22 protein-coding genes are annotated in these 26,326 nt (G+C 53.3%); 12 read left to right on the top strand and 10 right to left on the bottom strand.

What is annotated here, in order from left to right:
• The first annotated feature begins 3 nt into the window (after nt 1-3).
• Nucleotides 4-933 carry a ketopantoate reductase family protein gene (locus tag J7I43_RS05365; protein WP_209144007.1) on the top strand — a complete coding sequence of 310 codons (930 nt, stop codon included), beginning with the start codon at nt 4-6 and terminating at the stop codon, nt 931-933.
• A 288-nt stretch (nt 934-1,221) separates the two neighbouring features.
• On the opposite strand, the gene J7I43_RS05360 is transcribed toward J7I43_RS05365, so the two are convergent.
• The 6 genes from J7I43_RS05360 to J7I43_RS05335 form a co-directional block, all read right to left on the bottom strand.
• Nucleotides 1,222-1,578: a response regulator gene (locus tag J7I43_RS05360; RefSeq protein ID WP_209144005.1), complete on the bottom strand. Its 357-nt coding sequence runs from the start codon at nt 1,576-1,578 to the stop codon at nt 1,222-1,224.
• Between the two features lie 177 nt (nt 1,579-1,755).
• Nucleotides 1,756-2,064, bottom strand: a complete 309-nt coding sequence (locus J7I43_RS05355) for a hypothetical protein (RefSeq protein WP_209144003.1) — start codon at nt 2,062-2,064, stop codon at nt 1,756-1,758.
• Between the two features lie 198 nt (nt 2,065-2,262).
• Nucleotides 2,263-3,144 carry an OmpA family protein gene (locus J7I43_RS05350; protein ID WP_209144002.1) on the bottom strand — a complete coding sequence of 294 codons (882 nt, stop codon included), beginning with the start codon at nt 3,142-3,144 and terminating at the stop codon, nt 2,263-2,265.
• Nucleotides 3,145-3,301: 157 nt separating this feature from the next.
• The gene (locus tag J7I43_RS05345; RefSeq protein WP_209144000.1) at nt 3,302-3,736 is read right to left on the bottom strand and encodes a DoxX family protein; all 435 of its coding nucleotides are present in this window, start codon (nt 3,734-3,736) and stop codon (nt 3,302-3,304) included.
• 75 nt (nt 3,737-3,811) lie between these two features.
• Entirely contained in the window at nt 3,812-4,672 is an 861-nt protein-coding gene (locus J7I43_RS05340; protein WP_209143998.1) for a DMT family transporter, read from the bottom strand.
• 24 nt (nt 4,673-4,696) lie between these two features.
• On the bottom strand, nt 4,697-5,431 hold the full coding sequence (locus J7I43_RS05335; RefSeq protein WP_209143996.1) for an SDR family NAD(P)-dependent oxidoreductase: 735 nt from the start codon (nt 5,429-5,431) through the stop codon (nt 4,697-4,699).
• Between the two features lie 97 nt (nt 5,432-5,528).
• On the opposite strand from J7I43_RS05335, the gene J7I43_RS05330 reads away from it, so the two are divergent.
• The 3 genes from J7I43_RS05330 (at nt 5,529) to J7I43_RS05320 (ending at nt 8,010) form a co-directional block, all read left to right on the top strand.
• The gene (locus J7I43_RS05330; RefSeq protein ID WP_209143994.1) at nt 5,529-5,891 is read left to right on the top strand and encodes a winged helix-turn-helix transcriptional regulator; all 363 of its coding nucleotides are present in this window, start codon (nt 5,529-5,531) and stop codon (nt 5,889-5,891) included.
• A 38-nt stretch (nt 5,892-5,929) separates the two neighbouring features.
• On the top strand, nt 5,930-6,103 hold the full coding sequence (locus tag J7I43_RS05325) for a hypothetical protein (protein WP_209143992.1): 174 nt from the start codon (nt 5,930-5,932) through the stop codon (nt 6,101-6,103).
• Nucleotides 6,104-6,315: 212 nt separating this feature from the next.
• Entirely contained in the window at nt 6,316-8,010 is a 1,695-nt protein-coding gene (locus J7I43_RS05320) for a tetratricopeptide repeat protein (RefSeq protein ID WP_209143990.1), read from the top strand.
• Nucleotides 8,011-8,018: 8 nt separating this feature from the next.
• On the opposite strand, the gene J7I43_RS05315 is transcribed toward J7I43_RS05320, so the two are convergent.
• The gene (locus J7I43_RS05315) at nt 8,019-9,374 is read right to left on the bottom strand and encodes a glycosyltransferase (RefSeq protein ID WP_209143988.1); all 1,356 of its coding nucleotides are present in this window, start codon (nt 9,372-9,374) and stop codon (nt 8,019-8,021) included.
• 78 nt (nt 9,375-9,452) lie between these two features.
• Between J7I43_RS05315 and J7I43_RS05310 the strand changes: the two genes are divergently transcribed.
• Entirely contained in the window at nt 9,453-10,553 is a 1,101-nt protein-coding gene (locus J7I43_RS05310) for an AraC family transcriptional regulator (RefSeq protein WP_209143986.1), read from the top strand.
• A 215-nt stretch (nt 10,554-10,768) separates the two neighbouring features.
• Here the strand turns inward: J7I43_RS05310 and J7I43_RS05305 are convergent, their stop codons facing one another.
• On the bottom strand, nt 10,769-11,224 hold the full coding sequence (locus J7I43_RS05305; protein ID WP_209143984.1) for an NUDIX domain-containing protein: 456 nt from the start codon (nt 11,222-11,224) through the stop codon (nt 10,769-10,771).
• Nucleotides 11,225-11,420: 196 nt separating this feature from the next.
• On the opposite strand from J7I43_RS05305, the gene J7I43_RS05300 reads away from it, so the two are divergent.
• The 7 genes from J7I43_RS05300 to J7I43_RS05270 all read left to right on the top strand — a co-directional run bounded on the left by J7I43_RS05300 (nt 11,421) and on the right by J7I43_RS05270 (nt 20,766).
• Nucleotides 11,421-12,083, top strand: a complete 663-nt coding sequence (locus J7I43_RS05300; RefSeq protein WP_209143982.1) for a dihydrofolate reductase family protein — start codon at nt 11,421-11,423, stop codon at nt 12,081-12,083.
• 285 nt (nt 12,084-12,368) lie between these two features.
• Nucleotides 12,369-15,494: a SusC/RagA family TonB-linked outer membrane protein gene (locus tag J7I43_RS05295; RefSeq protein ID WP_209143980.1), complete on the top strand. Its 3,126-nt coding sequence runs from the start codon at nt 12,369-12,371 to the stop codon at nt 15,492-15,494.
• A 105-nt stretch (nt 15,495-15,599) separates the two neighbouring features.
• Entirely contained in the window at nt 15,600-17,435 is a 1,836-nt protein-coding gene (locus J7I43_RS05290; RefSeq protein WP_209143978.1) for a RagB/SusD family nutrient uptake outer membrane protein, read from the top strand.
• 54 nt (nt 17,436-17,489) lie between these two features.
• A complete protein-coding gene (locus J7I43_RS05285) occupies nt 17,490-18,185 on the top strand; it encodes a sialidase family protein (protein ID WP_209143976.1) in 696 nt (231 codons plus the stop codon).
• Between the two features lie 27 nt (nt 18,186-18,212).
• Nucleotides 18,213-19,115, top strand: a complete 903-nt coding sequence (locus J7I43_RS05280) for a sialidase family protein (protein WP_209143974.1) — start codon at nt 18,213-18,215, stop codon at nt 19,113-19,115.
• 111 nt (nt 19,116-19,226) lie between these two features.
• Nucleotides 19,227-20,120 carry a tetratricopeptide repeat protein gene (locus J7I43_RS05275; RefSeq protein ID WP_209143972.1) on the top strand — a complete coding sequence of 298 codons (894 nt, stop codon included), beginning with the start codon at nt 19,227-19,229 and terminating at the stop codon, nt 20,118-20,120.
• A 136-nt stretch (nt 20,121-20,256) separates the two neighbouring features.
• The gene (locus tag J7I43_RS05270) at nt 20,257-20,766 is read left to right on the top strand and encodes a VOC family protein (RefSeq protein WP_209143970.1); all 510 of its coding nucleotides are present in this window, start codon (nt 20,257-20,259) and stop codon (nt 20,764-20,766) included.
• 89 nt (nt 20,767-20,855) lie between these two features.
• Here J7I43_RS05270 and J7I43_RS05265 read toward each other — a convergent pair whose 3' ends face one another.
• The gene (locus J7I43_RS05265) at nt 20,856-22,628 is read right to left on the bottom strand and encodes a RagB/SusD family nutrient uptake outer membrane protein (RefSeq protein ID WP_209143968.1); all 1,773 of its coding nucleotides are present in this window, start codon (nt 22,626-22,628) and stop codon (nt 20,856-20,858) included.
• Between the two features lie 3 nt (nt 22,629-22,631).
• Complete coding sequence (locus J7I43_RS05260) at nt 22,632-25,934, bottom strand: SusC/RagA family TonB-linked outer membrane protein (RefSeq protein ID WP_209143966.1); 3,303 nt, start codon at nt 25,932-25,934, stop codon at nt 22,632-22,634.
• Nucleotides 25,935-26,326 lie beyond the last annotated feature (392 nt).

Genomic DNA, 26,326 nt, shown 5'->3' with positions numbered 1-26,326 from the left:
CGCATGAAAAAGAACATTTACATCGTAGGCGCAGGCGCTATCGGCCGGGCGCTGGCGGTTCTCCTGGAACTGGAAGGCGCGCCTGTTACGCTGCTGCGCGGCAGTGCGGACGATCTGCCCGCTTATTCTGAACAGCTGCAGGTATTGCTGGAAAACTGGGACGAAAAAAATGCGGAGATCGGGATCAGCACCATCAGTCATTTTAACGAGCTGAACGGCATCGTCGTGATCGCGAGCAAATCTTATGGCAACCGCCGGCTGGCGCAGCTCCTGGCGAACAAGACCGGCAGTTCCCCCATCGTGATCCTGCAGAACGGGCTGAACGTTGAGCAGCCTTTTATAGACGGCGGTTTTTCTGAAATATACCGTTGCGTGCTGTTTGTGACCAGCCAGGTGATGAACAACGGGAAAGTGCGCTTCAAACCCGTGTCCGCCTCCCCCATCGGCATTGTCAAAGGCGATGAAACAGGCCTGCAGGCCGTGGTGGAATCGCTGAACAGCCCGCATTTTGGGTTCAGGGCGGAAAACGATATCAGGACGGTGATCTGGAGAAAAGCGGTGATCAATTGCGTGTTCAACTCCGTATGCCCGCTGCTGGAAACGGATAATGGCATCTTTCACCGCAATGGGGAAGCGTTGGCGATCGCGCGGAGAGTGATTGCCGAATGCATTGGTATCGCGGCGCTGCAGGGAATTACTTTGCAGGCGGCCGAAGTGGAGGAAAATCTGTTGCAGATCAGCCGCTCCTCCGACGGGCAGCAGATCTCCACCCTGCAGGACATTCTGCACAAACGCGAAACGGAAATAGATACGCTCAACGCCGAGATCGCGCGCATTGCCGCATCGCTCGGAAAAGAAAACGAGGTAACCGAAACCCGGCTGCTGGGCGGGCTTACCGCATTAAAATCAGCACTGAACCGGCAGAAGATCTGAAGACAATGCTCATCACCGGCGCGAGCCGCGGCATTGGCACGGTTATCTTCATCATGCAGCAGGTACATTGTTTTCATACATACGTCCCCGTTATCCCAAACACAGCCGTAGCAAAGCATTTCCGGCTGCGATAAAAATTCTATATTTAACTGAATAAAAAAAGCCGGATAGATATCCGGCTGCGTTACGTTGATTTAATTTTAATCTAAATAATGCTGAAAAGCCTGATAGACATCAGGCTACCACTTGTTTTAACAAACTATATACTTGAAAAAAAAGACCTAATTGCTATTGCAGCACTTCGTTGATCGTGGCGAGCAATTTCCCGGACATCACCGGTTTTTCCACGAAGGCGGCCGCGCCGCACCGCATGGCGGCGGTTTCCATACCAGGCACGCCAGACACGATCACCACCGGTACCTCTTTCAGCGTTTCGCTGCGTTTCAGATGCTGGCATATCTCTATCGCATCCATTGTCAGGAACTGGCTGTTTACAACAAACAGGTCCGGCTTGCCGAAATCGTATCTCAATAACTGGACGTCTGTTGTAACCAGCTCTACTGTATAACCGTGCTGGCCCAGCAATCGCTGGTACACCTGTACGCTTTCTATATTCCGTTCTATGATCAGGATCGTTTTGTTCATAATGCTAAAGCTGGTGAGTTCCACAAAAAAGGATAACCGGCGGAATGGCGGGAATCATTACGGGTATATCCTAAATACGCGCGTTATCCAGGGGAAGCCGGGATCGGTCATGAAACAGTTTGCCGCAGCACGGTGGTTACGCGGCAATCGGCGGAAGGGCCCCCTTTCGTGGGGGAATCATCTGACGAGGGAGCAGTGCCGGATGAATATTTTTTCGGGGATGTATTGCCGGGGAAACCGGAAAGACAAAGAAGGTTTGCGCAGGAAAGGCGTCAGCAGCTGGCTGATCACGTAACGGAAAGCGGCGGCGAACACGACGCGCGGCACTACGTTCAATGCGGCATCCTGCCGGGTTTCCGTCATGGAAACCATATGCAGGATATGTTCGTCTTTCCGTTTGTTTTTTTTGGTCGCGAGTTTTACGACATTCATGTCTTCGTCGACCAGCTTCTGAAGGCAGATATTGTGGGTCGCTAATGTCAGCATAGCGCCGATTACCAGTATTTTGAAGGCAAATGCTGATAAAAGGACGCAATTATGGTAAATCTTCCAATTTCTCATGTGGCTGAAGGCGATGCGCTAAAGTATAACAATTTCATTACAATCAGAAGTAAAACGCCTTAAAATGAAGAGGGACGGCCCTTCCGGAGAAAGACCGTCCCTTTTTACAAGTATGGTTGCCGTTTATTGAACAGCGCTGGTGCTGTCTGTAGCAGATTCCGGCGCTTTTTCGATCAGGTCCATGAACTGGTCCAGTTTCGGCGTGATGATGATCTGCGTGCGCCTGTTCCTGGTTTTACCCGCGTCGGTATCGTTGGGCGCGATCGGGTTGTATTCGCCCCTGCCGCCTGCCGTAAGCCTTTTCGGGTCTACCGCGTAATCGTTCTGCAGGGCCTGCACCACCGAAGAAGCGCGCAGGGCGCTGAGGTCCCAGTTATTACGGATGTTTTTCTGCGAGATGGGCACATTGTCCGTATTACCCTCGATCAGCACATCGTAATCCCTGTAATCCTTGATGATCTTGGCGATCTTGCTGAGTGTGGCGCCGGCCGCGGGAGAGATCTCGTAGCTGCCGGATTTGTACAGCATGTTGTCTGACAGCGAAATATACACTACGCCTTTCAGCACCTGTACGTCCACATCACGCATTTCTTCCCGGCTGAGGGAGCGGGTGAGGTTATTGGTAAGCACGAGGTTAAGCGAATCGCTTTTGTTCTTGGTGTTCACCAGGTGTTGTATGTAACGGTTGGAAGCGTTGATCTCGTCTACCAGCTTGGAAATGTTCACATTGCCCTGGCTGGAGGAGTTGAGGCATTTGTCCAGAGCGGCCTGCAAAGCGGCCAGTCCTGTACGCTGCGAAGCGATCTGTTCTTCCAGGCTTTTCACCCTTGTATTGGCGCCGGTAAGGTCGCGCTGGGCGGACTGGTATTTACCATCCAGCTCCCTGTTCTGATTTTGGAGTTCGGAATAGCTGGACTGCAAAGCCGCGAATTTCTTGTTACTCACACAGCCTGTACCCAACATAACCACGGCCAGCATGGCGGATGATAAAAGTGGTATCTTCATATCTTGTTATTTAATATAAAAACGTCGCTAATTTGTTAGCTTAACAACCTCATGATTGCAAAGGTTGTGCCATTAGGGGGAGGGCTATATTTTTATATCATATAACAGGTTGAAAATAAACACCTTGTTAGTAACAGCCACTTAATAGAAGCGATGCCTAACGTTCGAGAGCCTGATCGACGCTGAACGGATAACTTCCCTGCTTCGCCAATAAAAACGCCGCGGCGCTCCCGATCCATACGGAATACCCCAGTGCGGACTGTGCGCCGAGCGCAAACGTCATCGACAATGCGAATACCAGCAGCAACACGCCCGTCGACAAAGCCGCCAGTCTTGTTTTAAAACCGGTCACTAACATTACCGCGAAAAGTATCTCCAGCGTGGTGGCGATAACGGCGGCGGCGTTATGCAGGGAAGAAGGCAGGTAGAAGGTGAGCTGCGCGGAATAGGCCGCAAAATTTTCCCAGTTGCCCCAGCTGGCCTTTTCGCCCCATAATAAGCCGAAACGATCTGCCACGGCGGATAATAAAGAAGCGCCCAGCGCCATTCTCAAAAATAATTGCTCGTAACCTTTTGTGTTATTCGAATACATAGGCATTAAAGAATTAATGAACAAATATCCTGCGCCGCCGCCTTTCAAAATCTTGAACTGGTTCAAGATTTCGTGTCAGTTCAGCGCCAGCAGCACGATGCCCGCCAGTATCACTACTGCCGCGAGCAGGCGTTTTATGCTGTCTTTTTCTTTGAGAAGATTTACGCCGAAAAACACGCCGAATACGATGCTCAGTTCGCGCACCGGCGCCACGTAGGTGAGCGGCGTCGTTTTCATGGCGATGAGCACCAGCAGGTACGATAACGGCTGCAATATCGCCACGCCCAGCACCTGTTTCCAATGCAGCTGTATTTCGGTGCGGATGCTGTGCATTTTGTCCATCACCACGGGAATGAGCAGCAGCAAAGGCAATATCATCGATGCAAAGGCGATGATGATGGCGGACACGCCGTAATCGGCCACAGCAGCTTTATCCCACAGGGTATACGCTGCAATGAAAAGTCCTGTCAGCAACCCGAAGTACACGCCCTGGCGAACGGGCTTCCCTTCCTCCCCTGCCTTAAAACCGGTAAGCGCGCATACGCCGCCGATAATGAGCACAAAACCTGTGACGGCCCCAATGCCCGGCCGCTCCCCGAAGAGCAGCACCGCCCCCGTTACCGCGAACACCGGCCCCGCGCCGCGCGCAACGGGATACACCACCGAAAGATCGCCCTTGCGGTAACCCGCCTGCAAGGCCACGAAATAAAAAATATGCAGCAGCCCGCTGCCGAGCGCCATGGTAAGCGCGACCTGGCTGAGCTGCACGGGCGCGCGCAACAGTTCATTCAACAGGAACGGCAGGAAAATGATCGCGGAAAACAGGGACACCAGCCAGAAAAATATCAACCCTCCTTTCACCTGTTTGGTAAGGAGGTTCCACAGGGCATGTAAAACAGCCGCGGTAACAACGAGTATCAGGGAGAGGGTACTCATTGTTATGAAGATAATCCATTTTGATCAGAACGGGTGATACCGCAAACCGCCGTCTACCACTGCCACGGCGCCTGTAATGTACCCGGCGCGCGGCGATGCGAGGAACGCGGCCATATTGGCGATATCTTCCGGCTGCCCGAAATCGCCCAGCGGAATATTGTTTTGGGCAAATTGTCTGCGTTCTTCCGCGGTGAATATCCTTTGCGTATTCGCAGTATCGATCAGGCCCGGCTGCAGGCAATTGACGCGGATGTTGTATTGCCCCAGCTGTCCAGCCAGCTGTTTGGACCACACGGCAACGGCGCCTTTCGCTACCGCGGAAACGTTGATGCTGCGCAGTTCGTAGGTGCTGGTGACATTCAGGATAACGCCCTGGCTGCGCTCCATCATGTGCGGCAGCAAGTGCTGCGTAAGCTGCCGGTGACGGGTGAAGTCGAGTGTAAAACCGGCCTCCCATTCTTCTTCGTCGCCCGTTACGCCCAGCGCGCGGCTGCGGCCTGCGTTATTGACGAGGATGTCTACCCGTCCCAGCGCTGCCAGCGCAGCGTTGGCGATTGCCTGCGGCGCTCCGGGCGCGGTGAAATCCTGCGCGAACGTTACCGCGCCGGTTTCTTCATGCAGGCTTTTGAGCAGTTCTTCATTCCTCGCGGTGGCAAAAATCTTCACGCCTTCCGATGCCAGCCCTTTGGCGATGGCGCGGCCGAAACCCTGGCTGGCGCCGGTTATTACGGCAGTCTTTCCTTTCAGATGTAAATCCATGTTTGTCGTTTGAAATTTATTTTTTCAAAAGTAGCGTGATGCCTCTAATTTTACGGGGCGTACGGCCAATTGTATGCAACGAACAAAAATGTAAGTAATGACGGCCAGAAAGAAAAATTCGACTTACACGCACAACGAAAAATATATCGTCAACTGCGACCTCACCTACGCACTGTCTATGATCGGCGGCAGGTGGAAAATATTGATACTGGACAAACTCGACGGCAAAACGCTGCGTTTCAGCGACCTGAAAAGGGAATTTTATTATGTGACGGAACGTATGCTCACCCTGCAGTTGAAGGCGCTGGAAAAAGACGGGCTGATCAAACGCAAAGCATACGCGGAAGTGCCGCCGAGAGTGGAATATGAACTGACGGAAATGGCCATGGCATTGAGCCCGCTGTTAAAGCAGCTGAGCGAATGGGGCGGGCGGCAGCGGGAACAGCAACAAACATCGTGAGGGGGAATTGTGTATCTTACCGTGGTTAAACCTGTGCCGTGAAATATCTGTTCAAACCTTACAGCCTGTTTTTATACGTGGCCCTCATTTTCCTGGCGGTATACGTTTTTTATGATAACCATCTCATCGATATACAGATCGGCGGTACATATTACGACCTGCTGAAAACAGGGCGCCGCTGCCGCATAGCGGCAAATTTTACCTGGCAATGATGTTTTCGCAGGTATTCCTTGTCGTCAACCTGTTTAAGGGAGTAAATAAGAAAAAGAAAGAGCGGTAGTGCCCTGTTCAGCATCCTGTTCCCCCAGGCAATCCCCATTTTCGGCCCAACCGCCCTTCAAATACCGCCAGATATACATTCCGGGCTTGCGGAAAGCCGTATTAAGGTTAAATTAAGAGTTACGAAAAACATCAACTTATCCACATGAAAACGATATTGTGCTGCATCAGTCTTTTGCTGCTGGCCGGCTGTGCCGGCAAACAAAAGGCGCCGGGAAGCGGGGCTATCAACGCCATGAACCTCAAAAAAGGTAAAACGATCCTGTGCGGCCCGGCAGACCGGCAACTGGGCGCGGTATCGTTCGGCATTTCCTGTTCCGGCCGCGTGAGAGACGATTTTAACTTTGCGCTGGCGCTACTGCATTCGTTCGAGTACGATGAAGCCGAAAAAGCTTTCGCCGCCATTATCGACAAAGAGCCCGGCTGCGCCATGGCTTACTGGGGCGTGGCCATGAGCAACTTCCACCCGCTTTGGTCGCCGCCCAATAAACAGGAATTCGAAAAAGGGAAAAAAGCCGTTGACATTGCGCGTGCCATTCCCGGCAAATCAGCCAGGGAAACGGCTTACATCGATGCGATCGCCGAGTTTTACAAAGACCCGGACAAAACGACGCACCGCAGCCGTTGCATCGGCTTCGAAAAAGCCATGGAGAAAGTTTACACTTCCTACCCCGGCGACCTCGATGCCGCCGCGCTTTACGCCCTGGCGCTGAACAGCGCGGCAGACCCGACAGACAAGACCTTCAGCAAACAAAAAAAAGCGGGGGAAATTTTAGCCGCACAGGGTCAAAACCCTTCCCATCCCGGCATTATCCACTATCTCATCCACAGTTACGATTACCCGCCGCTGGCCGAAATGGCGCTGCCCGCAGCGAGGAAATACGCCGCGGTTGCGCCATCGTCTGCCCACGCGCAGCATATGCCCTCGCATATTTTCGTACGGCTCGGACTTTGGGATGAAAGCATTTTTTCCAACAAGGTAGCGGCCGACGCCGCAAAATGTTACGCCGAAAGCGCGGGCTTTAACGGTCATTGGGACGAGGAGCTGCATTGCCTGGACTATCTCGTGTATTCCTATCTTCAAAAAGCCGACAATAAACAGGCAAAAGAACAATGCGATTACCTGCAGACCATCCGTGAAGTATTCCCCGAAACGCCCAAGGTGATCTATGCCTTTGCGGCGATCCCGGCGCGTTACGTGCTGGAGAACAGGATGTGGGAACAGGCCGCTGCGCTCGATCCGCATGCGGCGGGCGGCGTGTGGGAAAACTATCCCTGGGAAAAGGCCATCATTCATTTCACCAGGCTGCTCGGCAACATTCACCTGAACAGGCTGGAAGCGGCGCGGGAAGAGCATCGGAAACTCAACGTGCTTCACGATGCGCTGCTGCACAAACAGGAAGCCTACAAGGCTAACCAGGTAGAGATCCAGCTGGTGGCTTCCAAAGCCTGGATTTTGTACCGGGAGGGGAAAAACGAAGCGGCGCTGGCGCAGATGGAAAAAGCCGCCATCATGGAAGAATCCACACCCAAGCCGCCGGTAACGCCCTGCGAAGTGGCGCCTGCCCGCGAACTGCTCGGCGACATGCTGCTGGCCATGAACAAACCGGCACTGGCGCTGGAAGCTTATGAGATCGACCTTAGAGACCATCCCAACCGCTTCAACGCATTGTACAGCGCCGGCCTGGCGGCCGAACGGGCCGGCAACGCGGGCAAAGCAACCGCTTTTTACCAGCAGCTCGTCAAAATATCCGCCGTTCAGCAGCCGGAACGGCCGGAGCTGACGGCGGCGAAACTGTATCTCGGCAAAGCGTCAAACATCAGGCTTTCCGCCAGGTAAACCGCCCTCTAACGCACCGCTTTCAACGCCGGCAAACGACCGATATGTTCGGCGCAAAGCGCAAGCGGGTCGTACCGCGAAAATTCCTCCGCCAGCGTTTCCACATTTTTCCGGTAAGATCCATTGCTCAGGATCTGCGCCACCGCTTTGCGGATGCGCCGGGGAGACGGTTTTTCCGTACGGAGATTAATGCCCAGCCTGAAATGCCCGATGCGCGCGCAGATCTCGTTCTTCCCTTCATGAATGCCCGCCGCCACCACGGGCAGCCTGTTGCAGATGCTCATCATCACTCCGCCAAACCCGCCGGTAGACACAAATACATGCGCAAAAGGCATGATGCGGTTGAAAGGAATAAAATCTTCGATCACCACATTGTCGAAGCTGCCGTACCGTTCGCGCAGGCTGGCAGTATGCCATCCCGCGGTAGTCGCCACCACCAGGCAGTCCGTATTTTTAAAAGCCTCCAGCGTGGGCACGATCAGTTTGTTCACGTCCGGCTCGAAGGTGCCCTGCGTGACCAGGATCACTTTTTTAAACCGCAGCAGTTTGTCCGCAAAACTGATATGGTAATCGTCTTCCGCGGACACCGGCAGCAGCGGGCCGATGAACCGGATATGCGGGCTCATGCCTTTGCGCGGGTACTCGAACCCCGGTGAGCCGCTTTGCAGGTACAGGGTGGATTTTTCGATCTGCGTATCGAAAAGGTTTTTATCGCCCAGTGAAATGCCGTACCGGTGATGACATTCACGCATGAGCCGGTGCGGTTTTTTTAGCAGCACTTTGTTCACCAGCGCGCGCAGCATGGCATGAAACGCTTTGCCGGCAAGGGTTGTGGCCGGCGTAAGTCCCATGATCGGCGGCGGCAGTTCGCGGGAAGATTCACCGAGCGGCAATATCCCGATCGCAACGGTATGTTTTTGCAGCTTCTCCTTTACGAAACTGATGCCGGTAAAGGTATTGTCCGCCACCAGCACATCGAAATCAAAACTTTCATTAATGTCGCGGATATCTTCAAAAAACTCGCCGCCCCTTTCGATAAAATACGTGCAGATGTCGAAGATGACCTTTTTGACGTGATTTTTGATCTTCCGACGTTCGGGAAATACCTCGTCGATATTGTGTACCGTTACTTCCTTCGCTTTGTTGAACAAATAATAAGGGATGCCCAGCTTTTCGATTTTGGGGGCATAGGTGGGGCCGGTGTACCACCGTACGTCGTGGCCTTCGTTGCGGAGACGCACGGCCAGGCCGGTGAGGGGGTTAAAATGCCCGTCTGCCGGGATATTGGCAAACAGGATCTTTTTGCGCTGCCCGTTAAGGGCGGGCAGGACGTTTTTGGGGTTGTTCAGCATCGTGGCTTGCATGATTTTTTTATGCAAAGAAAGCCCGGTAAAACAGGTCAGAAAAGTGTAATTTGTACCTGAAACAGGTCATTTTACGCCATGGGTTTACAGGCCACCGTTATCCGGGAAATATTGCATACCGCCGCCACTTACGGGGAAGCGTACGACGCCCTGCGGGAAAAGGCGGGCTTCACGCAGGAGGAGATCAGCGATTCCGAACAGAAAGTGGAATGGCAGAAAGCCGCATCGCTGTACGACCTGCTGGCGGACCTCACCGGTAACGAACAGATCGGCCTGGCCATCGGTTCGGAGATCAGCATATCGATGACCGGCATGGTGGGTTTTATGATGCAGGCGAGCCGCAACCTGCGTGAAGCGCTGGAAGTATATTGCCGGTATGGTTTCATGGTATGCCCGATGATCACGTTCGTGTACCGGGAAGAAGGCGAAAAGGCCATTGTGGAGCTTTATCAGAACGCCGCCTGGAAAAATACCTATCCCCGCAACGCCCGCATCGCCATCGATCTTACACTGGCCAGCATGGTGCATCATATGCAGGTGCTTACAGGTAAACAAATCCGGCCGCTCGGCGCGGAAGTGGAGTTTTCCAAAACGGCCGTATCCGCCTATACGCATGTGCTGCATTGCCCGGTGCTTTTCAACGCGCCGCTGCATCGCGCGGTATTTTCCCGGCAGGACATGGGCACGCCGGTGCTTACGTCAGACAAGTCGCTTTACCAGCTGTTCAATGAAATACTCGGTCAGAAAAAGTCCCTTCAATTGCAGGCCAGCTGCCGCGACAGCCTGAAACATCTTTTGCTGATGCAGTTCAAAGGCCAGCTGCCTACCATCGAAGACGCGGCGCTGGGCCTGAACATTACCGTGCGCACCCTTCAACGCAAGCTCTCCGACGAGCAGACCAGCTTCCGCGAAGTAGCCAATGAAGTAAAAAAAGAACTGGCGCTTCACCTGATGAAAAATCCTGCCGTCTCCATCACCGAAGTAGCGGGCATTTTGGGGTATAACGACCTGCCGGCGTTCCGCCGCGCTTTCAAGCTGTGGACGAACGCCACGCCCAAAACGGCGCGGCAGCGGTTGTCCGCATCTTCCCTCAAAGCACCGGCGTCGGGTCAAACACCAGCCTCCGCGCCATACCGCGCGCCCATTACGCCTTCAAATACTAGCCCATCGGTCACATAATTCCTCGCCGCCGAAAAATTTTCTTCGTTCAGGGCTTCCAGGTACGCCTGTACGGTTTCCAAAGCTGTTGCCATGATGATCGTTTTTATAATCCGAATGCCGCAACTTTCGTGCTGGAATGTTGGTAATTATATGGTATGTCATGATAGGTTACGATCTTAATGCCGGGAAATAATATGGATAAACGTGTATCCGTTACCGTTATATTTTTTCCTCTACAATTTTCCTTCCAGTTCATCCAGCAGCGCGGCCTGTGCGGGGTTGATCTTTTCCCGGGCTTCGGGGATGGAAAACCAGCGGGCCTCGTCTATTTCGGGCACCATTTGTTTTTTGCCGGAACGTGACGGCCATTCCAGTTCGAAAGTATTACTGCTGATCTTGTTTACGTCCAGGTCGCCTTGCATAGCCCAGGCCATCACGAGTTTCCCGCTTTTCTGCCTGACAGGCGCAAGCGGCAGACACGCGCCTTTTTTCACGGGGATGCCGGTTTCTTCCCGCAATTCACGCAGGGCGGCTTCCAGCGGGTCTTCCTCATCGGTGAACTCGCCTTTGGGAATAGACCATGCGCCGAGGTCCTTCTTTTTCCAGAACGGGCCGCCGGGATGCACCAGCAGCACCTGGGGGGAATTTTCCACCATACGGTAAAGCAATATGCCGGCGCTTTTTTTCATAACGGGAAGGTACAGGTTTATACTTTAATTATACGCGGGCCGGAACGGAAGACCGGCATTGTTGTAGAACCGGGAAGCGGTCGCCCCGCGACGGAAATGACCCCAACATTGTCGTATCCGCACCCTTTCCTATTGCGCCCGTCGGCGTAGGTTTGTATAAACAGAAACTTAATCCTGAACAGTTAAAAATAAGATTATGAGGAAAATTATTTTAACAGTCTTTGTATCGCTCGACGGCGTAATGCAGGCGCCCGGCGGGCCGCAGGAAGATACGACCGGCGGGTTCGAATGGGGCGGATGGCAGGCGAACTATGGGGACGATCTTTTGGGAAAGGTAATGACCGAAATCATGGCCCAGCCGTTCGACCTGTTGCTGGGGCGCCGGACTTACGAAATTTTTTCGGCGTACTGGCCGTATAATACCGACAACCCGATCGGTGATAAATTCACCCGGGCCAAAAAGTATGTGGTTTGCAATCATCCGCTGGACCTGCCCTGGGAAAACTCCACGCAAGTACAGGGCAATATCGTGGCGGAATTAAAAAAACTGAAACAGCAGGACGGCGACCCATTAATGGTATGGGGAAGTGGCGTGCTCGTTCAAACCTTGCTGGAGGCCAACCTGATCGACAGCATCAATTTATTGACCTATCCCATCACGATCGGGAAAGGAAAACGTTTATTCGGCAACGGTACCCAACCGGTTACGTTTAAACTTACCAGCTCTAAAATTTCTCCGAGCGGGGTGGTTGTTGCCACTTATGAACCCGCCGGCAAACTGGTGCCCGGTAGCTTCGTGACGGGAGCGCCTTCCGAAGCGGAACTGGCGAGGCGCGAGAAATGGAAGGCCGAAAAATAGATTTCCAGCTTTAATATTGATTTAAAAGAAGGTCGTCTCAAAATAGAGACGGCCTTCTTCTTTTTTTGTTATAAGCGTCAGAAGTACATCATATGTACTACATAATATAATCGTCCATTACCCAAAAACAATTTGCAGATATTGTCCGTCAAAATACCTTTAATACCGCTTTAATGATAATAATGTACCATGTTAAAAAAGAATTTGGATTACTAAAAAAACCACCGCATATTTGATATGTACTACATAAGTACTATTACATCCCAATATCAATTACTTCCAGTTATGATCAGACATTTACTTTCCCGTGCCAGGCATGTGCTGCCTGGTGTGTTCTCCCTCGTCATTTTGACCATGCTGATTTCGCCTGACGTTTACGGTCAGGCCAGGATACTAAAGGTTTCCGGCAAGGTCACCGATGAACTGGATGCGCCCATACCCGGCGTGAGTATCCGCGTAACAGGCACCCAGCTTGGCGTTGTTTCAGATCCGAACGGCAGGTATACGATCTCCGTGAGCCCGGAAGATTCGCTGGATTTTACCTACATCGGTTATAAACCGATGCGGCTGCCCGTGAAAAACCGCGTAGACCTCAACGTGAAGCTCGAAGCCGCCGCCGGCGGCCTCAACGAGGTAAGCGTGATCGGTTACGGCCAGCAGAAAAAGATCAGCGTGATCGGCGCGCAATCCACCTTAAACGCGGAAGACATCAAACTTCCCGTGAGAGACATCGCCAGCACGCTCGGCGGCCGCATTGCGGGTATGATCACCACTTCAAGGGGCGGCGGCCCGGGCCAGGACAATTCGGGTTTCCTCGTAAGAGGCGTATCCACCTTCGGCACCAGCGTGCGCACGCCGCTGATCATCATCGACGGTGTGCCGGACCGTTCACTCAATGATGTAGACCCTGAAGACATCCAGACGTTCACCGTATTAAAAGATGCAGTATCCACCGCCGTATATGGTACGAGGGGCGCCAACGGCGTTATCATCATCACGACCAAAAAGGGCGTGGCCGGAAAACCCGCGGTGAAAGTGGAACTGAACCAGGGCGTTACCCAATTCGTACAGGTGCCCGAACAATTGGACGCACCTACCTGGATGACGCTCTACAATGAAGCGCTCACCACCAGGGGCAGGCCCGCCCTGTACTCAGAAGAGCGTATCAACCTGCACCGGACAGGCGCTGATAAAGACCTGTACCCCAACGTGAACTGGTACGACGAGATCTTCCGCAAAGCCGGGATGACGCAACGCGCCAATATCAATATCAGCGGCGGGTCAGACAAAGCCACCTATTACATTTCCGCCGGCTACTACGGGGAAACCGGCCTGGTTAAAAACGACCCGGAAGAAACGGGTTATGATTCCAAATCTTATTACAGGCGTTATAATTTTACCGCTAACATAGGAGTGAATGTGACCAATACCACCAAGGTAGACCTGAGCATATCTTCCATTATAAGCAGGAGGAATGGCTCCTGGGGCGGAGACAACACCAACTCGAACAATAACCTGTTTTTGCAGGTATTGCGTGTGCCGCCGCATATTATGCCCGGCAGGTATTCCAACGGTGCCTACTCCATGTATCCCGGTGGTTTCAGCAGCCCGAGCAGGATCGCTTTTGCCGTTGGCGCAGCCAATGATTATACAGCCACCATCCGCCCGAGCCTGCGCCTGAAGCAGGAGCTGGATGCAATCACCAAAGGCCTGTCTGTTTCCGGCCTGTTTTCATTTGATATTTATACGGACGGTACCGTTGCCACCACCAAGAATACTCCCGCTGAATATGCAACAGGCAGGGACGCCGACGGAAACCTGATCACAGAGACCACCTACAACGCTCCCGGCACCCTGGGCTTTTACTCGGAAAGAGGCTCCACCAGGCGCATGTATTCAGAAGCTTCGCTGAACTACGGGCGCACTTTCGGCAAACACGAAGTGGGCGGCCTGTTTCTCGTTAACCAGTCTGAATATGTGGATGGCAATGCCACCAATTTCACATCCGCCGTACCGTTCCGCAACCGTGGTTATACCGGCAGGCTTACTTATGGCTACAATAACCGGTATTACGTGGAAGGCAACTTCGGTTACACCGGTTCCGAGAACTTCAGCCCGCGTAACCGCTTCGGGTTCTTCCCGTCTGCCGGTGTGGGATATGTTGTGTCCAACGAAAAATTCTACGCGCCGCTGAAAGATTTCATGCCGTATTTTAAACTGCGCTATAGTTACGGTCTTACCGGCAACGGCGCCTTCAGCACGCGTTTTCTTTACCTGACGCAGCTCTCCAAAACGGCGGCTACGGGTTACCAGTTCGGTATACCCTCGTCCCTTTCGCCCTCCTACAGCGGGTATGCTGAATCGCGGATCGCCACGGACCCTACCTGGGAAACGTCTTACCGCCACAACCTTGGCATCGAAATGAACTTCCTGAACAACAACCTGAAACTGGTAACGGAACTGTTCCGCGAAATGCGTAAAGGCATTCTGCGGGCAGACCAGACCATTCCCGGCATTTCAGGTTTCGGCGGCGTAAACCCCACGCGCAACATCGGCATCGTGCGGAACAAGGGCATAGACGTAACCGCGACCTACCGCAAAGATTTCTCCGACAAAAAATGGGTGAACATCACTGGTACCTTTACCTACAACAGGAACACCAACCTGGAAGACGGCCTGCCCCCGCAGCGTTATCCCTGGATGGAATGGAAAGGAAAAGAAGTGGACGCAAAAACGCTCTACATCGCGGAAGGCCTGTTCCAAAGCCAGGATGAGATCGACAAACACGCCATCCAGTCCGGCGACGTCCGCGTAGGCGATATCAAATACAAAGACCTTAACCAGGACGGCGTTATCGATGCGAACGACATTGCCCGCATAGACGTGTCCGGCACGCCGAAAATGATGTACGGCGTAAACCTTTCCTTTGGTTATAAAGGGTTCGATATCGGCGCATTTATACAGGGAACGGGAAAAGTGTACCTGAACTACGGCATGGGCGACGGCACCAGGCCTTTCAACTCCGGTCCCATCAGTGCCGGGTTGATGAGCATGGTGGAAGACAGGTGGACGGAAGAAAATCCCAATCCCAATGCATTCTATCCCCGCCTGAACACCAACCAGGACCCCAATTCCAACTACCTGAACAGCACCTGGTGGCTTAAGCCCTCTGATTTCGTGAGGCTGAAAAGCGCCGAGATCGGGTATACGCTGAGCCAGTCGCTGACAAGGCGTTACGGCGTCAAAAATCTCCGTGTATTCGTGAACGGTACCAACCTGTTCACCATTTCCAAATGGAAACACTGGGACCCTGAGCTGAACGATACCGGCACCAGTTCAAACAACTATACCCGCGGCGAATCCTATCCCAACATCAAGGCCTACAATTTCGGTGTAAGGGCCGCTTTTTAACCGCACAAGCAAGCAAACATGAAACCGAGCATGATATGTTTATCACACAGGGACATGTTAATGCGAGGTCCCATCTGGCCCGTAAAAAAAAACAAATATTAACAGATGAAACGTTATATCAACTACTATACAACATCACTGATCCTTGCAGCGCTTTTGGTGTCAGGTTGCAAGAAGGGCTTTTTCGACAATGCCCCCAAAGACCTGCAGACCATCGAAATGGTTTTCCAGAATAAACTGGAAGCTGAACACTGGCTGTCTGGCGTATACAACCGCCTGCCCGACGTATGGGCGGACGGTAACGTGACCGGCAGGGGCCTGGCCGAACTGAGCGACGAGCTGGAGCTTGCCTCGCCTTCCATTATCGCGGCGGGCAGCATGAGCAGCCAGAGCGGCATCAACGCCTATACGGGGTATTACCAGGCCATCAGGCTGGCGAATATTTTTATGGCCAATATCAATAACAGCAAATCGAACCTGCTGAAAGAGCCGAACGGCGAAGAGCTGATCCGCCAGTACACCGGCGAAGCGCGTTTCCTGCGGGCGAATTATTACTGGATGCTGATCAGGCTGTACGGGCCGGTGGTATTGGTGGGCGACCGCGTAGCCGGCGTAGACGACGATTTCCAGAAGCCAAGGAATACCTGGAGCGAATGCATCGAATACATCCTCTCGGAAATGGAAGCCGCCAAAGCTTTGGTCCCCGAAAAACACGTTGTTCCTTCATCCGGCGAAGACGATCTTTCACAGACAGGGCGCATCACCAAACTGATCATAGAAGCGGTGCAAAGCCAGGTACTGCTGTACGACGCCAGCCCGCTTTTCAACGGCAACAGCAACTTCGCCGAATTCAGGAACCCGGACGGCCGGCAACTGATGAACCTCACCGCAGACCCGGCGAAATGGGCAAAAGCGGCGCAAGCGGCCAAAACCGCCATCGATCACGCGGAAGCCAGCGGCAGGAAATTATACGAGGCGAGCGACAACGATCCGTTCCAGAAAGCCGTGAAATCTCTCCGCGGCCTGTTTTTAACCGGCTGGCAGGACGAAGGCATCTGGATCAGGACCAACACGGGATATTCCGTTTGGGAGGAAGATGCGGCGCCCCGCGCGGCCAATGGCACCAAAACCAATGCCCGCCTGTCTGTACCCCAGGAAATGGTAGACAAGTACCGGATGAACAATGGCCTGAACATCGATGAAACCGGCAGCGGGTACGAAGAAACCGGTTATACCAATACCGCTAAGACTGGCTTCTACGTGTCTGGCACTTCCAAAATGTATATCAACCGCGAGCCGCGGTTCTACGTAAACATCACCTTCAACGGCTCCACCATTCCTTTTGTGCCCAGGAGCGGACAGACGAGAGTAGAGTTCTGGCCGACAGGCAATTCCGGCAATGCGAACGGCAGCCAGACCATGTTCCCCAAAACGGGGTACCTGGTGCGGAAAAACACGAACGTGAGCCGCAACCTCCAAAGCAATGCAGGCAACGTGGTAAGACCGGCGATGTATATCCGTCTTGCCGAACTGTACCTCAACTACGCCGAAGCGCTGAATGAATCTGATCCCGGCAATGCGGACATTCTCAAATACCTGAACGCCGTGCGCTTACGCGCCGGTATCCCGGGAATAACAGCCGGTCCGGACCAGGCAGCCATACGCGCCATCATCCAGCGGGAACGCTGCATTGAACTGGCATACGAAGGCCACCGCTTTTACGACATCCGCCGGTGGAAGATCACCGATAAGCCGGAAGGCCGCCAGGAAGGCGACTTTCATGGCATGAACGTATTTGCGGGAGAAAACCTCGGCGATGACGTATATTACGAGCGCACCAGGACGAGCACGCGCATCTGGTACGACCGCTATAACCTGCTGCCCTTGCCGCAAAGCGAAGTGCAGAAAAATTCGCAGATGGTGCAGACCATCGGTTACTAAAAAATATAAGCGTAAGGCAAAGCGGATAAAATTCCAAATAACGAACCAGTGAAAATGCAACGATCATTGAAAGTAATTATCAGCTCCGCGCTGTGCTGCCTCCTGCCTGCCGTTTTAACGGCGCAGGAGGCGGTGCAGCGTAAATTCAAAGTGCCGGTGCTGACCGGGAAAGAAGTGAATCCCGTGATCCGCATCAGGGTTGATGCCGCCACAGACGGCGATACCTTGCGGCAGGTGGAAATAATGCTGAAAGACGCGGCCAGTCTTGCGAACGTTCGTATTTATTCGACCGGGGCTGACACCGCACTGCTGAAAACAGGCAAAACACTATTCGCCGGAACAGAAAACCCCGCGACGGGAAAGGTCCGGCTGCAGGGCGTTGCGGCGTTGCAACGCGGCGCGAACTATTTCTGGGTAACGGTATCGCCCTCCCCTTCCGTTCCCCTTTCCGCAAGGCTGGACATCAATGCCGCTTCGCTGAAAGTGAACGATACAACGATCGGCATCGCACCGGATGTTTACCGCCACCGCTTCGGTGTCGCTTTGCGGCAGCATGGTCAGGACGATGTGCACACCCATCGCATTCCCGGCCTCGCCACCGCGAAAGACGGCACACTGCTCGCCATATACGACGCGCGCAGGGAAAGCGGCCGGGACCTGCAGGGAAATATAGACATCGGCCTGTCGCGGAGCTTTGATAAGGGAAAAACCTGGCGACCGATGCAGATCGTGATGGACATGGGCGCCTGAGGAGGCCTGCCGGAGAAATTCAACGGCGTGAGCGATGCGAATGTACTGGTAGACAGGAACAGCGGGACCATTTTTATCGCCGGCCTCTGGATGCATGGCGTAATGGACACGACGGGCCGTTGGGTGGAAGGGCTCACTGCCGACAGCGCCATTTGGAACCACCAGTGGAGAAATAAAGGATCGCAGCCCGGCTTCGGGGTAAAAGAAACGTCGCAGTTCCTGCTTGTAAAAAGCACGGACAATGGCGCTACCTGGAGCAAACCGGAGAACATCACCCGCATGGGCAAACAGGAAGACTGGTGGCTGTGGGCGCCCGCGCCCGGCCAGGGCATCACCCTGCGCGACGGCACGCTTGTATTTCCCGTTCAGGGCAGGGACAAAACCGGCCGGGGTTTTTCAACGATCTCGTACAGCAAAGACGGCGGCAAAACCTGGAAGACCGGTAAAAGGGCCGCGCCGGAATCCACCACCGAAAACATGGCGGTAGAACAGACAGACGGCAGCATCATGCTGAACATGCGTTCCGGCATCAACAACCGCGACACCGGCCGTACCAACGGAAGGGTGATAGCCGTAACGGACAATCTCGGCGAAAGCTGGCGCAAACATTCCACCTCGCGCGGCGCTTTGCCCGAACCCGCCTGTATGGCCAGTATCGTGCGGCATCGTTACGTGAAGAACGGACAGGAAAAAAACATCCTGCTGTTTTCCAACCCCGATGCAAAAACCGCGCGTAAAAACCTTACGGTCAAAGTGAGTTTTGACGACGGGAAAACATGGCCCGCCGATAAAAAAGTTTTGCTCGACGAAGAAAAAAGCCGTGGCTACTCCTGCCTGACCAGCGTGGACGAGCATACCATCGGCATCCTGTACGAAAGCAGCCAGGCCGATCTTGTGTTTCAGACGATCGATATTTTGGAGATTTTATAGTTCTATTTTTTCCTGTGAAAAAAGAGGCTGCCTCCGGGCGGCCTTTTTTATTCGAAACGGCGTTTTTGATCTTCTGATTTTTCTTTATATATTGATTTGTAATCCATCCCTATGCAAAAGATAACAACACTGGTTATTTTGTCGTTATTGTCGGCCCATTCCTACGGGCAGTCTAATTATCAGCAATTTACAAGCCTCTTCAAAAAAAAGGACACCGCGGCCCTCAAAACATTGCTGGCGAATTGGGAAAGAACCGCTCCCAACGATCCGGAACTGTATACCAGCGCCTTCAATTTTTATTTTTCGGGCAGCCGACGCGAAATGCTTTCCCTTCAAAAAAACGCTCCGAAAGAAGAAGGCCTGCGCGTTACGGACAATAGCGGGAAAACGGTGGCATTCCTTACCTCCGGCGCGGATTACGATGCTGATAAACTGGCCAGGGCGTTCGGTTACATCAATACCGGCATCGCGAAATTCCCCGACCGGCTGGACATGCGGTTCGGTAAATGTTTTGTGTTCGGACAGATAGCGGATTATGAAAATTTTACGAAAGAGATCATCGCCACGGTAGACCGTTCCGTTGTGAATAAAAACAACTGGCGATGGACAGAAAACAAACCGCCGGACCAACCGGAAGAACTGCTGCTCTCCTCCATCCAAAGCTACCTCGCGCAGCTTTACAATACGGAGAACGACGACCTGCTGGACAATATGATCCGCATCGGCGAAGCCACGCTGAAACATTACCCCGGCAATGTGGAAATACTGACCACCACTTCCACCGCCTTCCTTCTGAAAAAGAACTACGACAAAGCGCTGGGATATTTGCAACGCGCGGAAAAACTAAACCCGAAAGACGGCATCGTGCTGAACAATATCGCACATTGTTACAAACTGAAAGGCGATAAAACCAACGCCCTCAAATATTATGAATTGACCGAAAAATATAGCGACGAGGAGGGAAAGGCGATGGCGCGGGAGAATATCAAACAACTGAAAAAATAAGCACGGTGATGACATCCAGCTGTCAACCGCGATGAACAACCGGGAAGTCCTAAAATTACCTTCACATTGGCGCAAACACACCTTGAGAAAGAACCCTGTCCGTTTTAAATTTGTTTGACCGCTAAAAACAAATACCATGGACAATATCAACAATACCATCGCCAGGCTTGAAATGGCCCAGGTCGGCTGGGTGGTGCCGGATATTCACGCCGCCGTAAAATTCCTTTCGAACGCATTGGGCGTCGCGGGTTTTCCCGAACCGGAGCACGTACGCGCGCAGGACCTGGACATGACCTACTATGGTAAAGTTGTGCCGGCAGAATGGCTCACCACGCAGACGTATAACGGGGGCACTTTCATCGAGCTCATACAGCCGCTTTCCGGTCAAAGCATGTTTCATGATTATCTCGCCAGATATCCGGCGGGAGGAACACAGCACATGGCTTTCCGTTTGCCCGTCAGCGGTTTCGGGCAGGTCACCAACGATCTGCGCGCACAGGGTTATGCGGTTATCAGCGAAGTGGACCATCCCATTGCACGGATGGCTTTTTTCGACACTTATCAAACGCTGGGCGTTGCCACCGAGATCATGGGCATCACACCGGAAGGATGGGCCGCCGTTAAACAAATGGAAAAGGCGCGATGAAAATTGAATAGATAAGCGAACGATAAAAAAAGAGAGCTGCGAAATATCACAGCTCTCTTTTCATTTGTAGGTTTCAAGCATAAAATCCTTTACCAGCCCGGGTTCTGCCCAAGTGCAGGGTTCCTTGTTTTTACCGCTTCGGGGATCGGGTACAGGTATTTATTATCCGTCCATTGACGTGGGCCGGGATTCCACATCACTTCACCGGAAGTGCCGTTGGACAGTTGTATCCTGCCTACCGCGGTGGAAGGGCTCACATCCACGAATGCGATGCCCGGCGTGGTGGAAGGCGGCTTGGTACCCTGGTAAAAATATACGTCGTTGATGCCGTCGGCGTTCAGATCGTATTCACCCAGCGCAGGCACATACATGCCGTTCATGGGCGCCGTCTGGAACAGCCCGCCCAGTTTCCAGCGCCGCAGATCGTCTGGCCGCAGGCCTTCAAAGATCAGTTCCACGCCTCTTTCACGAAGCACTTCCAGCAATACGGGGTTTGTAAATTTGCCCGCAAAAAAATTGACCATATACGGATCGGCTACCGTCGGCACCGTGGTAAGCGTCGGGCCGGTGATGCCTGCTCTTTTGCGCAGTGCGCCGATGGTGGCGGTCCATTCTCCGGCCGTCATCGTGTTCAGTTCCGCCAGCGCTTCCGCTTTGTTCAGCAGCACTTCGGCAAAGCGCATGATGATATGCGCATTGTCGTTACGGCTTTCGTCGTCGTAAGGGTAACGCTCGTCGTAACACCATTTGATCGGCTGGTAGCCGGTGTAGGTCTGGTTGAAATTTGGCGGGGCCGCTACAGGCCGGCCGTTCTCGGTTCTCTGGTAATCGCCGAGACGGATGGTCTGTTTAAGCCGCAGATCGCGGTTTTTCACTTCATCCACAAACGGCGTGGTTTGATAACCTGCGTTGCTGGTGAAAGGCGTGCCGTCGAGGTTAAGATAGGTATTCACAAAACGGCGCGTAAGGCTGGGGCGGTTGCCGTAGGTAGGGCTGATGAACCGGCGGTTGGCGGAGCTGAAAACCTGGAGGTTCGAGCTCAGCGCTACGGCCAGGATCGTTTCGTCTGTAAACGGAGATTTTGCAATGAACAGCTCGCGGTATCCCCTGTCTGGCGCCGCTCCCGCGTGCAGCGAAAATCCCTTGATCTCGTTGGCTTCCTTCACCACTTCTTCGAACCAGGCGGCCGCGGTAGCCTGTTTGTTGTAATCCGTGTGGTATTTGCGGAACGAGGCTTCAAACAGGCAAATGCGTGTTTTGTAAGCCCGGGCGACGTTTTTCGTAATGCGGGTGCAGCTCGGGTCGGAAGTTAAAGTGATGTTTTCGATCGCATAGTTCAGATCGGCCAGCACTTTATCCATCACGTCGAACCTGTTATCGCGCGGGGCGTACAGCGTGGCATCGTCGTTTACGTCGATCGGTTTGTCGATCCAGGGCACATCGCCGAAACGCTGTACTTTTTCAAAATAAAACAGCGCGCGGAAAAAATGCGCAATACCCAGGTAATGGCCTTTCGTTGCTACCGTGCTTTTTTCGGCGTTCTCAATAAAATAGTTAATGTTCCGGAGGTCCGTCCAGCTCCAGCCTGAGCTGGTAATGGGGCTGAGCGCGCCCGGGGCGAGATAGTTGTCTACCCCGTTGCGGGCCACCAGGTCTGAATTATCATCGCCCTGGAACACTCCTACGTCCGTGCCGGGAAGCATGTCGTAAAAAGAATTGGCGTATAACTCCAGGCCGCTTTCCGATCCGAATACCGCTTCGTTGGTGGCGGTATCCACCGGCGTCTCGTCCAGGCTGCAACCGTTGGCAGACACCAGCGCGAACAGCACGATCGTATAACCTAATATTTTTCGAGTTCTCATAAATTAAAAGTTAAGGGTCAAACCAATTGATACCGCTTTCAGCATCGGGTAATTATACCCGTCGCCGCTGGTGCCTCCGCTCAGGTCGCGGTCGGAACCGTAGATGTTGGTCACGTCCGTGTCGCGCGTCCATTTGTACATGGGCGACCACGTCCAGAGGTTTTCAGCGGACACATACACTTTCAGGTCGCGCGCATGAATTTTAGACACGAGGCGCTGCGGGAGCGTATAACCCAGCTGTACGTTCCTCAACCTGATATAAGCCGCGTTTTGCAGGAAACGGTCGTTGGCCACCTGCAGCGCACGGCCGCTACCTTGCGCAACATAACCCACGAGGCGGGGCAGGTAGGCGTCGAAATTGCCCAGTTCTTCGCGGAACATGTTGTCCTGCTGCCAGCGCGGATAAGCATTGTAGGGACGGTTATACTGTCCCCAGAAACGCGCTTCGGAAGAAGGATACCAATCCTGTTTCGCTACGCCCTGGAAAAATGCGGACACGAAGAAATTGTTCCAGTCGCCGGAAAGGCTCAGCCCGTAAATGTAACGCGGCTCGGAATTGCCGATGATCGTTTTATCGCCGGAATTGCCCACACGGTTCAGGCCCTGGTAGATCACATCGTCGCCATCGAGATTCCGGAACTTGAGATCGCCCGGGTAATTTTTGCGGGTATTGGTGTTGGGAATATTGCCTTGCGAAGGAGATTTCGAAATTTCATCGGCAGACCTGAACAGTCCTTCCACCTGGTACCCCCAGATCTCGCCTACGCGCTGGCCTTCGTAATAATCCGTCAGGTTTTTATCCGGGTTGTTGTACTTGGTGATGATGGCCCTTGAATCCGCGAGGGTAAAACGGATGCCGTAAATGAAAGGTTTCGACGCCATCTTGAATTGGTCGGACCAGTCAAGCGAAATTTCCCAGCCGGTGGTTTCAAGGTCGGCATAGTTGCCTTTCGGCACCGTTGTACCGAATACTTCCGGAACGGAGGGCCCGACGGTGAACATATCTTTCGTCCAGCGGCGGTATACGTCGCCCACAAACGTGAGGCGGTTGTTCAGCGTGCTGAAATCGAGGCCGATGTTGGCGGTGGTGGAAGTTTCCCAGGTAAGCCCGTCGGGCACAACGCCCGGCTGGCGTGTAGCTTGCGGACGGATGCCGTTGATGATGCGGCCGGACTGGGAGATGCTGAACTTCTCATAAAACGAATAAGGAGCGATGTTGCCATTGCCCAGCGAACCGTACGAAGCGCGCAGTTTTACGTTAGACAATGCTTTCGGGCTTATTGTCCAGAAAGGTTCTTCAGACAGGCGCCATCCCGCGGACACCGAGGGGAAAAACGCCCACTGCTGGTCTGCCGGGAATTTGGAAGAACCGTCATAACGGCCGTTCACCTCAAGCAGGTAACGTTCGCGGAAGTTGTAGTTGATGCGGTAGAAGCCCCCGGCGATAGCCCATTTCTGGTTGCCGCCCGAAGTAACGATACTCTGGCCCAGGGCCAGGTTGATATCGTCCGCATCGGCATAAACGATACCGTTGCGTTGCGCCGTCAGGTTGTTGTAGCGCGATTGTTCGTAGTTGAAACCCGCCAGGAAATGCAGGTTATGAATGTTGTTGATAGAAGTCACATAATCCGCGTAAAAGTTTGTCGCGAGATAATTGGTCGTTCTTCTTCTTTCCTGGATATCGTTCGTATTGGTACCGGTGTAACCGATCACGTCTTTCGAGCGACTGTAGGGCACCTGCACGCGGTTCTGCTGAGAGGAGATATCGGTGCTCTGGAACGTAAGGTCCGCCCGTATGGTCAGCTTTTTATCGAAAAACTGCGCCTTGGCCGCAGTCTTGTTTTTAAGAAAACGCTGTGTTTCGTCGATAGCATTCCGGCCGATGTAATAATCACCCACGGTATAAGCCGCGGAAAAAGACAGGGTGCCGTCCGGGTTCAGCAGCGGCGCGAGCGGGTGGCCTTCGTCCGCGATATTGCGGTAGATGCCGCTGCCTTCGCCCACGTTGAGCGGTTGGTGGTATTTCTGAATGGCGTATTCGGTGTTATTGTCCAGCTGCAGCCATGGCGTAACCTGGATGCTGCCTTTGCCGCGCAGGTTGTACATGTTGAACTTATCCGTATTGTAACGGAACAGGCCGCCCTGGTTGTTCAGCCTGCCGCTCAGCAGGTAGGTGGCTTTTTCGCTGCCGCCGGAAACGGACAGGTTATGGTCTTGCGCGCCAAAATTCTTTTTATACAGTTCGTTGTACCAGTCGGTGCTGTAGAAATACTGGTATTCGCCCGTGCTGGGGTTCACTTCCAGCCTCGGCAGCGAAGGATCTTCCCATCTTCTTTTGATCTCCGCGAGATAAGCCGGGGAAAAGGCGATGGTTTTGTTGATGGCCGTGGGCGTGCTGCCGTTGTCGTTCCACCGGCTCCATGCGTCGCTGAAACTCTGCGCCCAGGGGTAGGAATCGGTGATGTTGTCCGGCACTGCCGTGGGGGATTTGATCGCATAGTTCGTGGAATACGAAACAGAAGTTTTCCCGGCCTTGGCGGTTTTGGTAGTGATGAGCACTACGCCGAACGCGGCCCTGGCGCCGTAGATGGAGGCCGAAGCAGCATCTTTCAGCACAGACACACTTTCGATATCGTTGGGGTTCAGCATGCGGGGATCGGCTTCCACGCCGTCGATCAGCACCAGTGCATTACCGCCCTGCCCGATGGAGGTGGTACCGCGGATGTTGAACGCAGGAGATTGTGTGGGTTTACCGTCGAGCATGCGCAGGTTCAGGTTCGGCACCACACCTACGAGGCCCTGCGCCATATTGGGAACGGGCCGGTTCTGAAACACTTCCGGGCCTACCTGGTCTACCGCGCCGGTGAGGTTCACCTTCTTTTGCGTGCCATAACCTACCACCACCAGGGTGTTCAGCGATTTGGCATCTACGGCGAGCTGTATGTTATGCGTGCCGCCCTGTCCTACTCTAACTTCCTGGCTGAGGTAGCCGATGTAGGAAAAAACCAGCACCGTGTTTTCGCTGGGCACGGTGAGGGCGTAATTACCGTTTACGTCGGTGAGCGTGCCGGTTTGCGTGCCTTTGATCACCACGCTGACGCCGGGCAGGCTTTCGCCGTTTTCGGCATTGGTAACGCGGCCCGAAACCCGCTGATCGGGCGCCGGGGCAACGGCGTTCAGGTGCGGCGTGCGGATGCCGGCTGTGGCCCAGCCCGTGCCACCGCCGAAAAAGATCAACGCGGCGCAGGTCAGTGCTTTTGGCACGAGACGGCCCGGCAGTTGAACCCTGTTTTTGCAGCAATGCATAAAGTAGATTTTGATGTGATGAGAAATAATTTTGACGTGATTAAAAACAGGCAACAAAGGATGACATGAAGGGAAAGGACATAGCAATGCCAGGCCGCTAAAGCAGCCGGTTTACCATGAGCAACGTTTTAAGCTTTACGGCGGTAAAATTGAAAAATTCCGGTAAGAAACGCATTAACGGAAAGCGCAATTAACAAATTCATAATCTGAAGAACCCGTTGTGCATTGATCATTTTCCGCCGTTGCAAAAACCGATTTCTCAGCCAGGGGGGCCGTGGAGCGAGCATGTCTTTTTCATAACGACTACGATTTTGGTGTTTTGGGTATTAAACAAAAAGTAAGGAATATAATTCACATTTAAAAGCAAACGAAAGAAAAAATAATGGTACGTT

Origin of the sequence: Chitinophaga chungangae, assembly GCF_017742215.1 — a bacterium.
Lineage (GTDB): Bacteria > Bacteroidota > Bacteroidia > Chitinophagales > Chitinophagaceae > Chitinophaga > Chitinophaga chungangae.
Note: the sequence above shows the minus strand (reverse complement) of the source record. Positions and strands in the feature narration are given on the sequence as shown.

Coding starts and splice junctions, on each gene's coding strand:
- J7I43_RS05365 (WP_209144007.1), top strand. CDS start 4: ATGAAAAAGAACATTTACATCGTAGGCGCAGGCGCTATCGGCCGGGCG.
- J7I43_RS05360 (WP_209144005.1), bottom strand. CDS start 1,578: ATGAACAAAACGATCCTGATCATAGAACGGAATATAGAAAGCGTACAG.
- J7I43_RS05355 (WP_209144003.1), bottom strand. CDS start 2,064: ATGCTGACATTAGCGACCCACAATATCTGCCTTCAGAAGCTGGTCGAC.
- J7I43_RS05350 (WP_209144002.1), bottom strand. CDS start 3,144: ATGAAGATACCACTTTTATCATCCGCCATGCTGGCCGTGGTTATGTTG.
- J7I43_RS05345 (WP_209144000.1), bottom strand. CDS start 3,736: ATGTATTCGAATAACACAAAAGGTTACGAGCAATTATTTTTGAGAATG.
- J7I43_RS05340 (WP_209143998.1), bottom strand. CDS start 4,672: ATGAGTACCCTCTCCCTGATACTCGTTGTTACCGCGGCTGTTTTACAT.
- J7I43_RS05335 (WP_209143996.1), bottom strand. CDS start 5,431: ATGGATTTACATCTGAAAGGAAAGACTGCCGTAATAACCGGCGCCAGC.
- J7I43_RS05330 (WP_209143994.1), top strand. CDS start 5,529: ATGACGGCCAGAAAGAAAAATTCGACTTACACGCACAACGAAAAATAT.
- J7I43_RS05320 (WP_209143990.1), top strand. CDS start 6,316: ATGAAAACGATATTGTGCTGCATCAGTCTTTTGCTGCTGGCCGGCTGT.
- J7I43_RS05315 (WP_209143988.1), bottom strand. CDS start 9,374: ATGCAAGCCACGATGCTGAACAACCCCAAAAACGTCCTGCCCGCCCTT.
- J7I43_RS05310 (WP_209143986.1), top strand. CDS start 9,453: ATGGGTTTACAGGCCACCGTTATCCGGGAAATATTGCATACCGCCGCC.
- J7I43_RS05305 (WP_209143984.1), bottom strand. CDS start 11,224: ATGAAAAAAAGCGCCGGCATATTGCTTTACCGTATGGTGGAAAATTCC.
- J7I43_RS05300 (WP_209143982.1), top strand. CDS start 11,421: ATGAGGAAAATTATTTTAACAGTCTTTGTATCGCTCGACGGCGTAATG.
- J7I43_RS05295 (WP_209143980.1), top strand. CDS start 12,369: ATGATCAGACATTTACTTTCCCGTGCCAGGCATGTGCTGCCTGGTGTG.
- J7I43_RS05290 (WP_209143978.1), top strand. CDS start 15,600: ATGAAACGTTATATCAACTACTATACAACATCACTGATCCTTGCAGCG.
- J7I43_RS05285 (WP_209143976.1), top strand. CDS start 17,490: ATGCAACGATCATTGAAAGTAATTATCAGCTCCGCGCTGTGCTGCCTC.
- J7I43_RS05275 (WP_209143972.1), top strand. CDS start 19,227: ATGCAAAAGATAACAACACTGGTTATTTTGTCGTTATTGTCGGCCCAT.
- J7I43_RS05270 (WP_209143970.1), top strand. CDS start 20,257: ATGGACAATATCAACAATACCATCGCCAGGCTTGAAATGGCCCAGGTC.
- J7I43_RS05265 (WP_209143968.1), bottom strand. CDS start 22,628: ATGAGAACTCGAAAAATATTAGGTTATACGATCGTGCTGTTCGCGCTG.
- J7I43_RS05260 (WP_209143966.1), bottom strand. CDS start 25,934: ATGCATTGCTGCAAAAACAGGGTTCAACTGCCGGGCCGTCTCGTGCCA.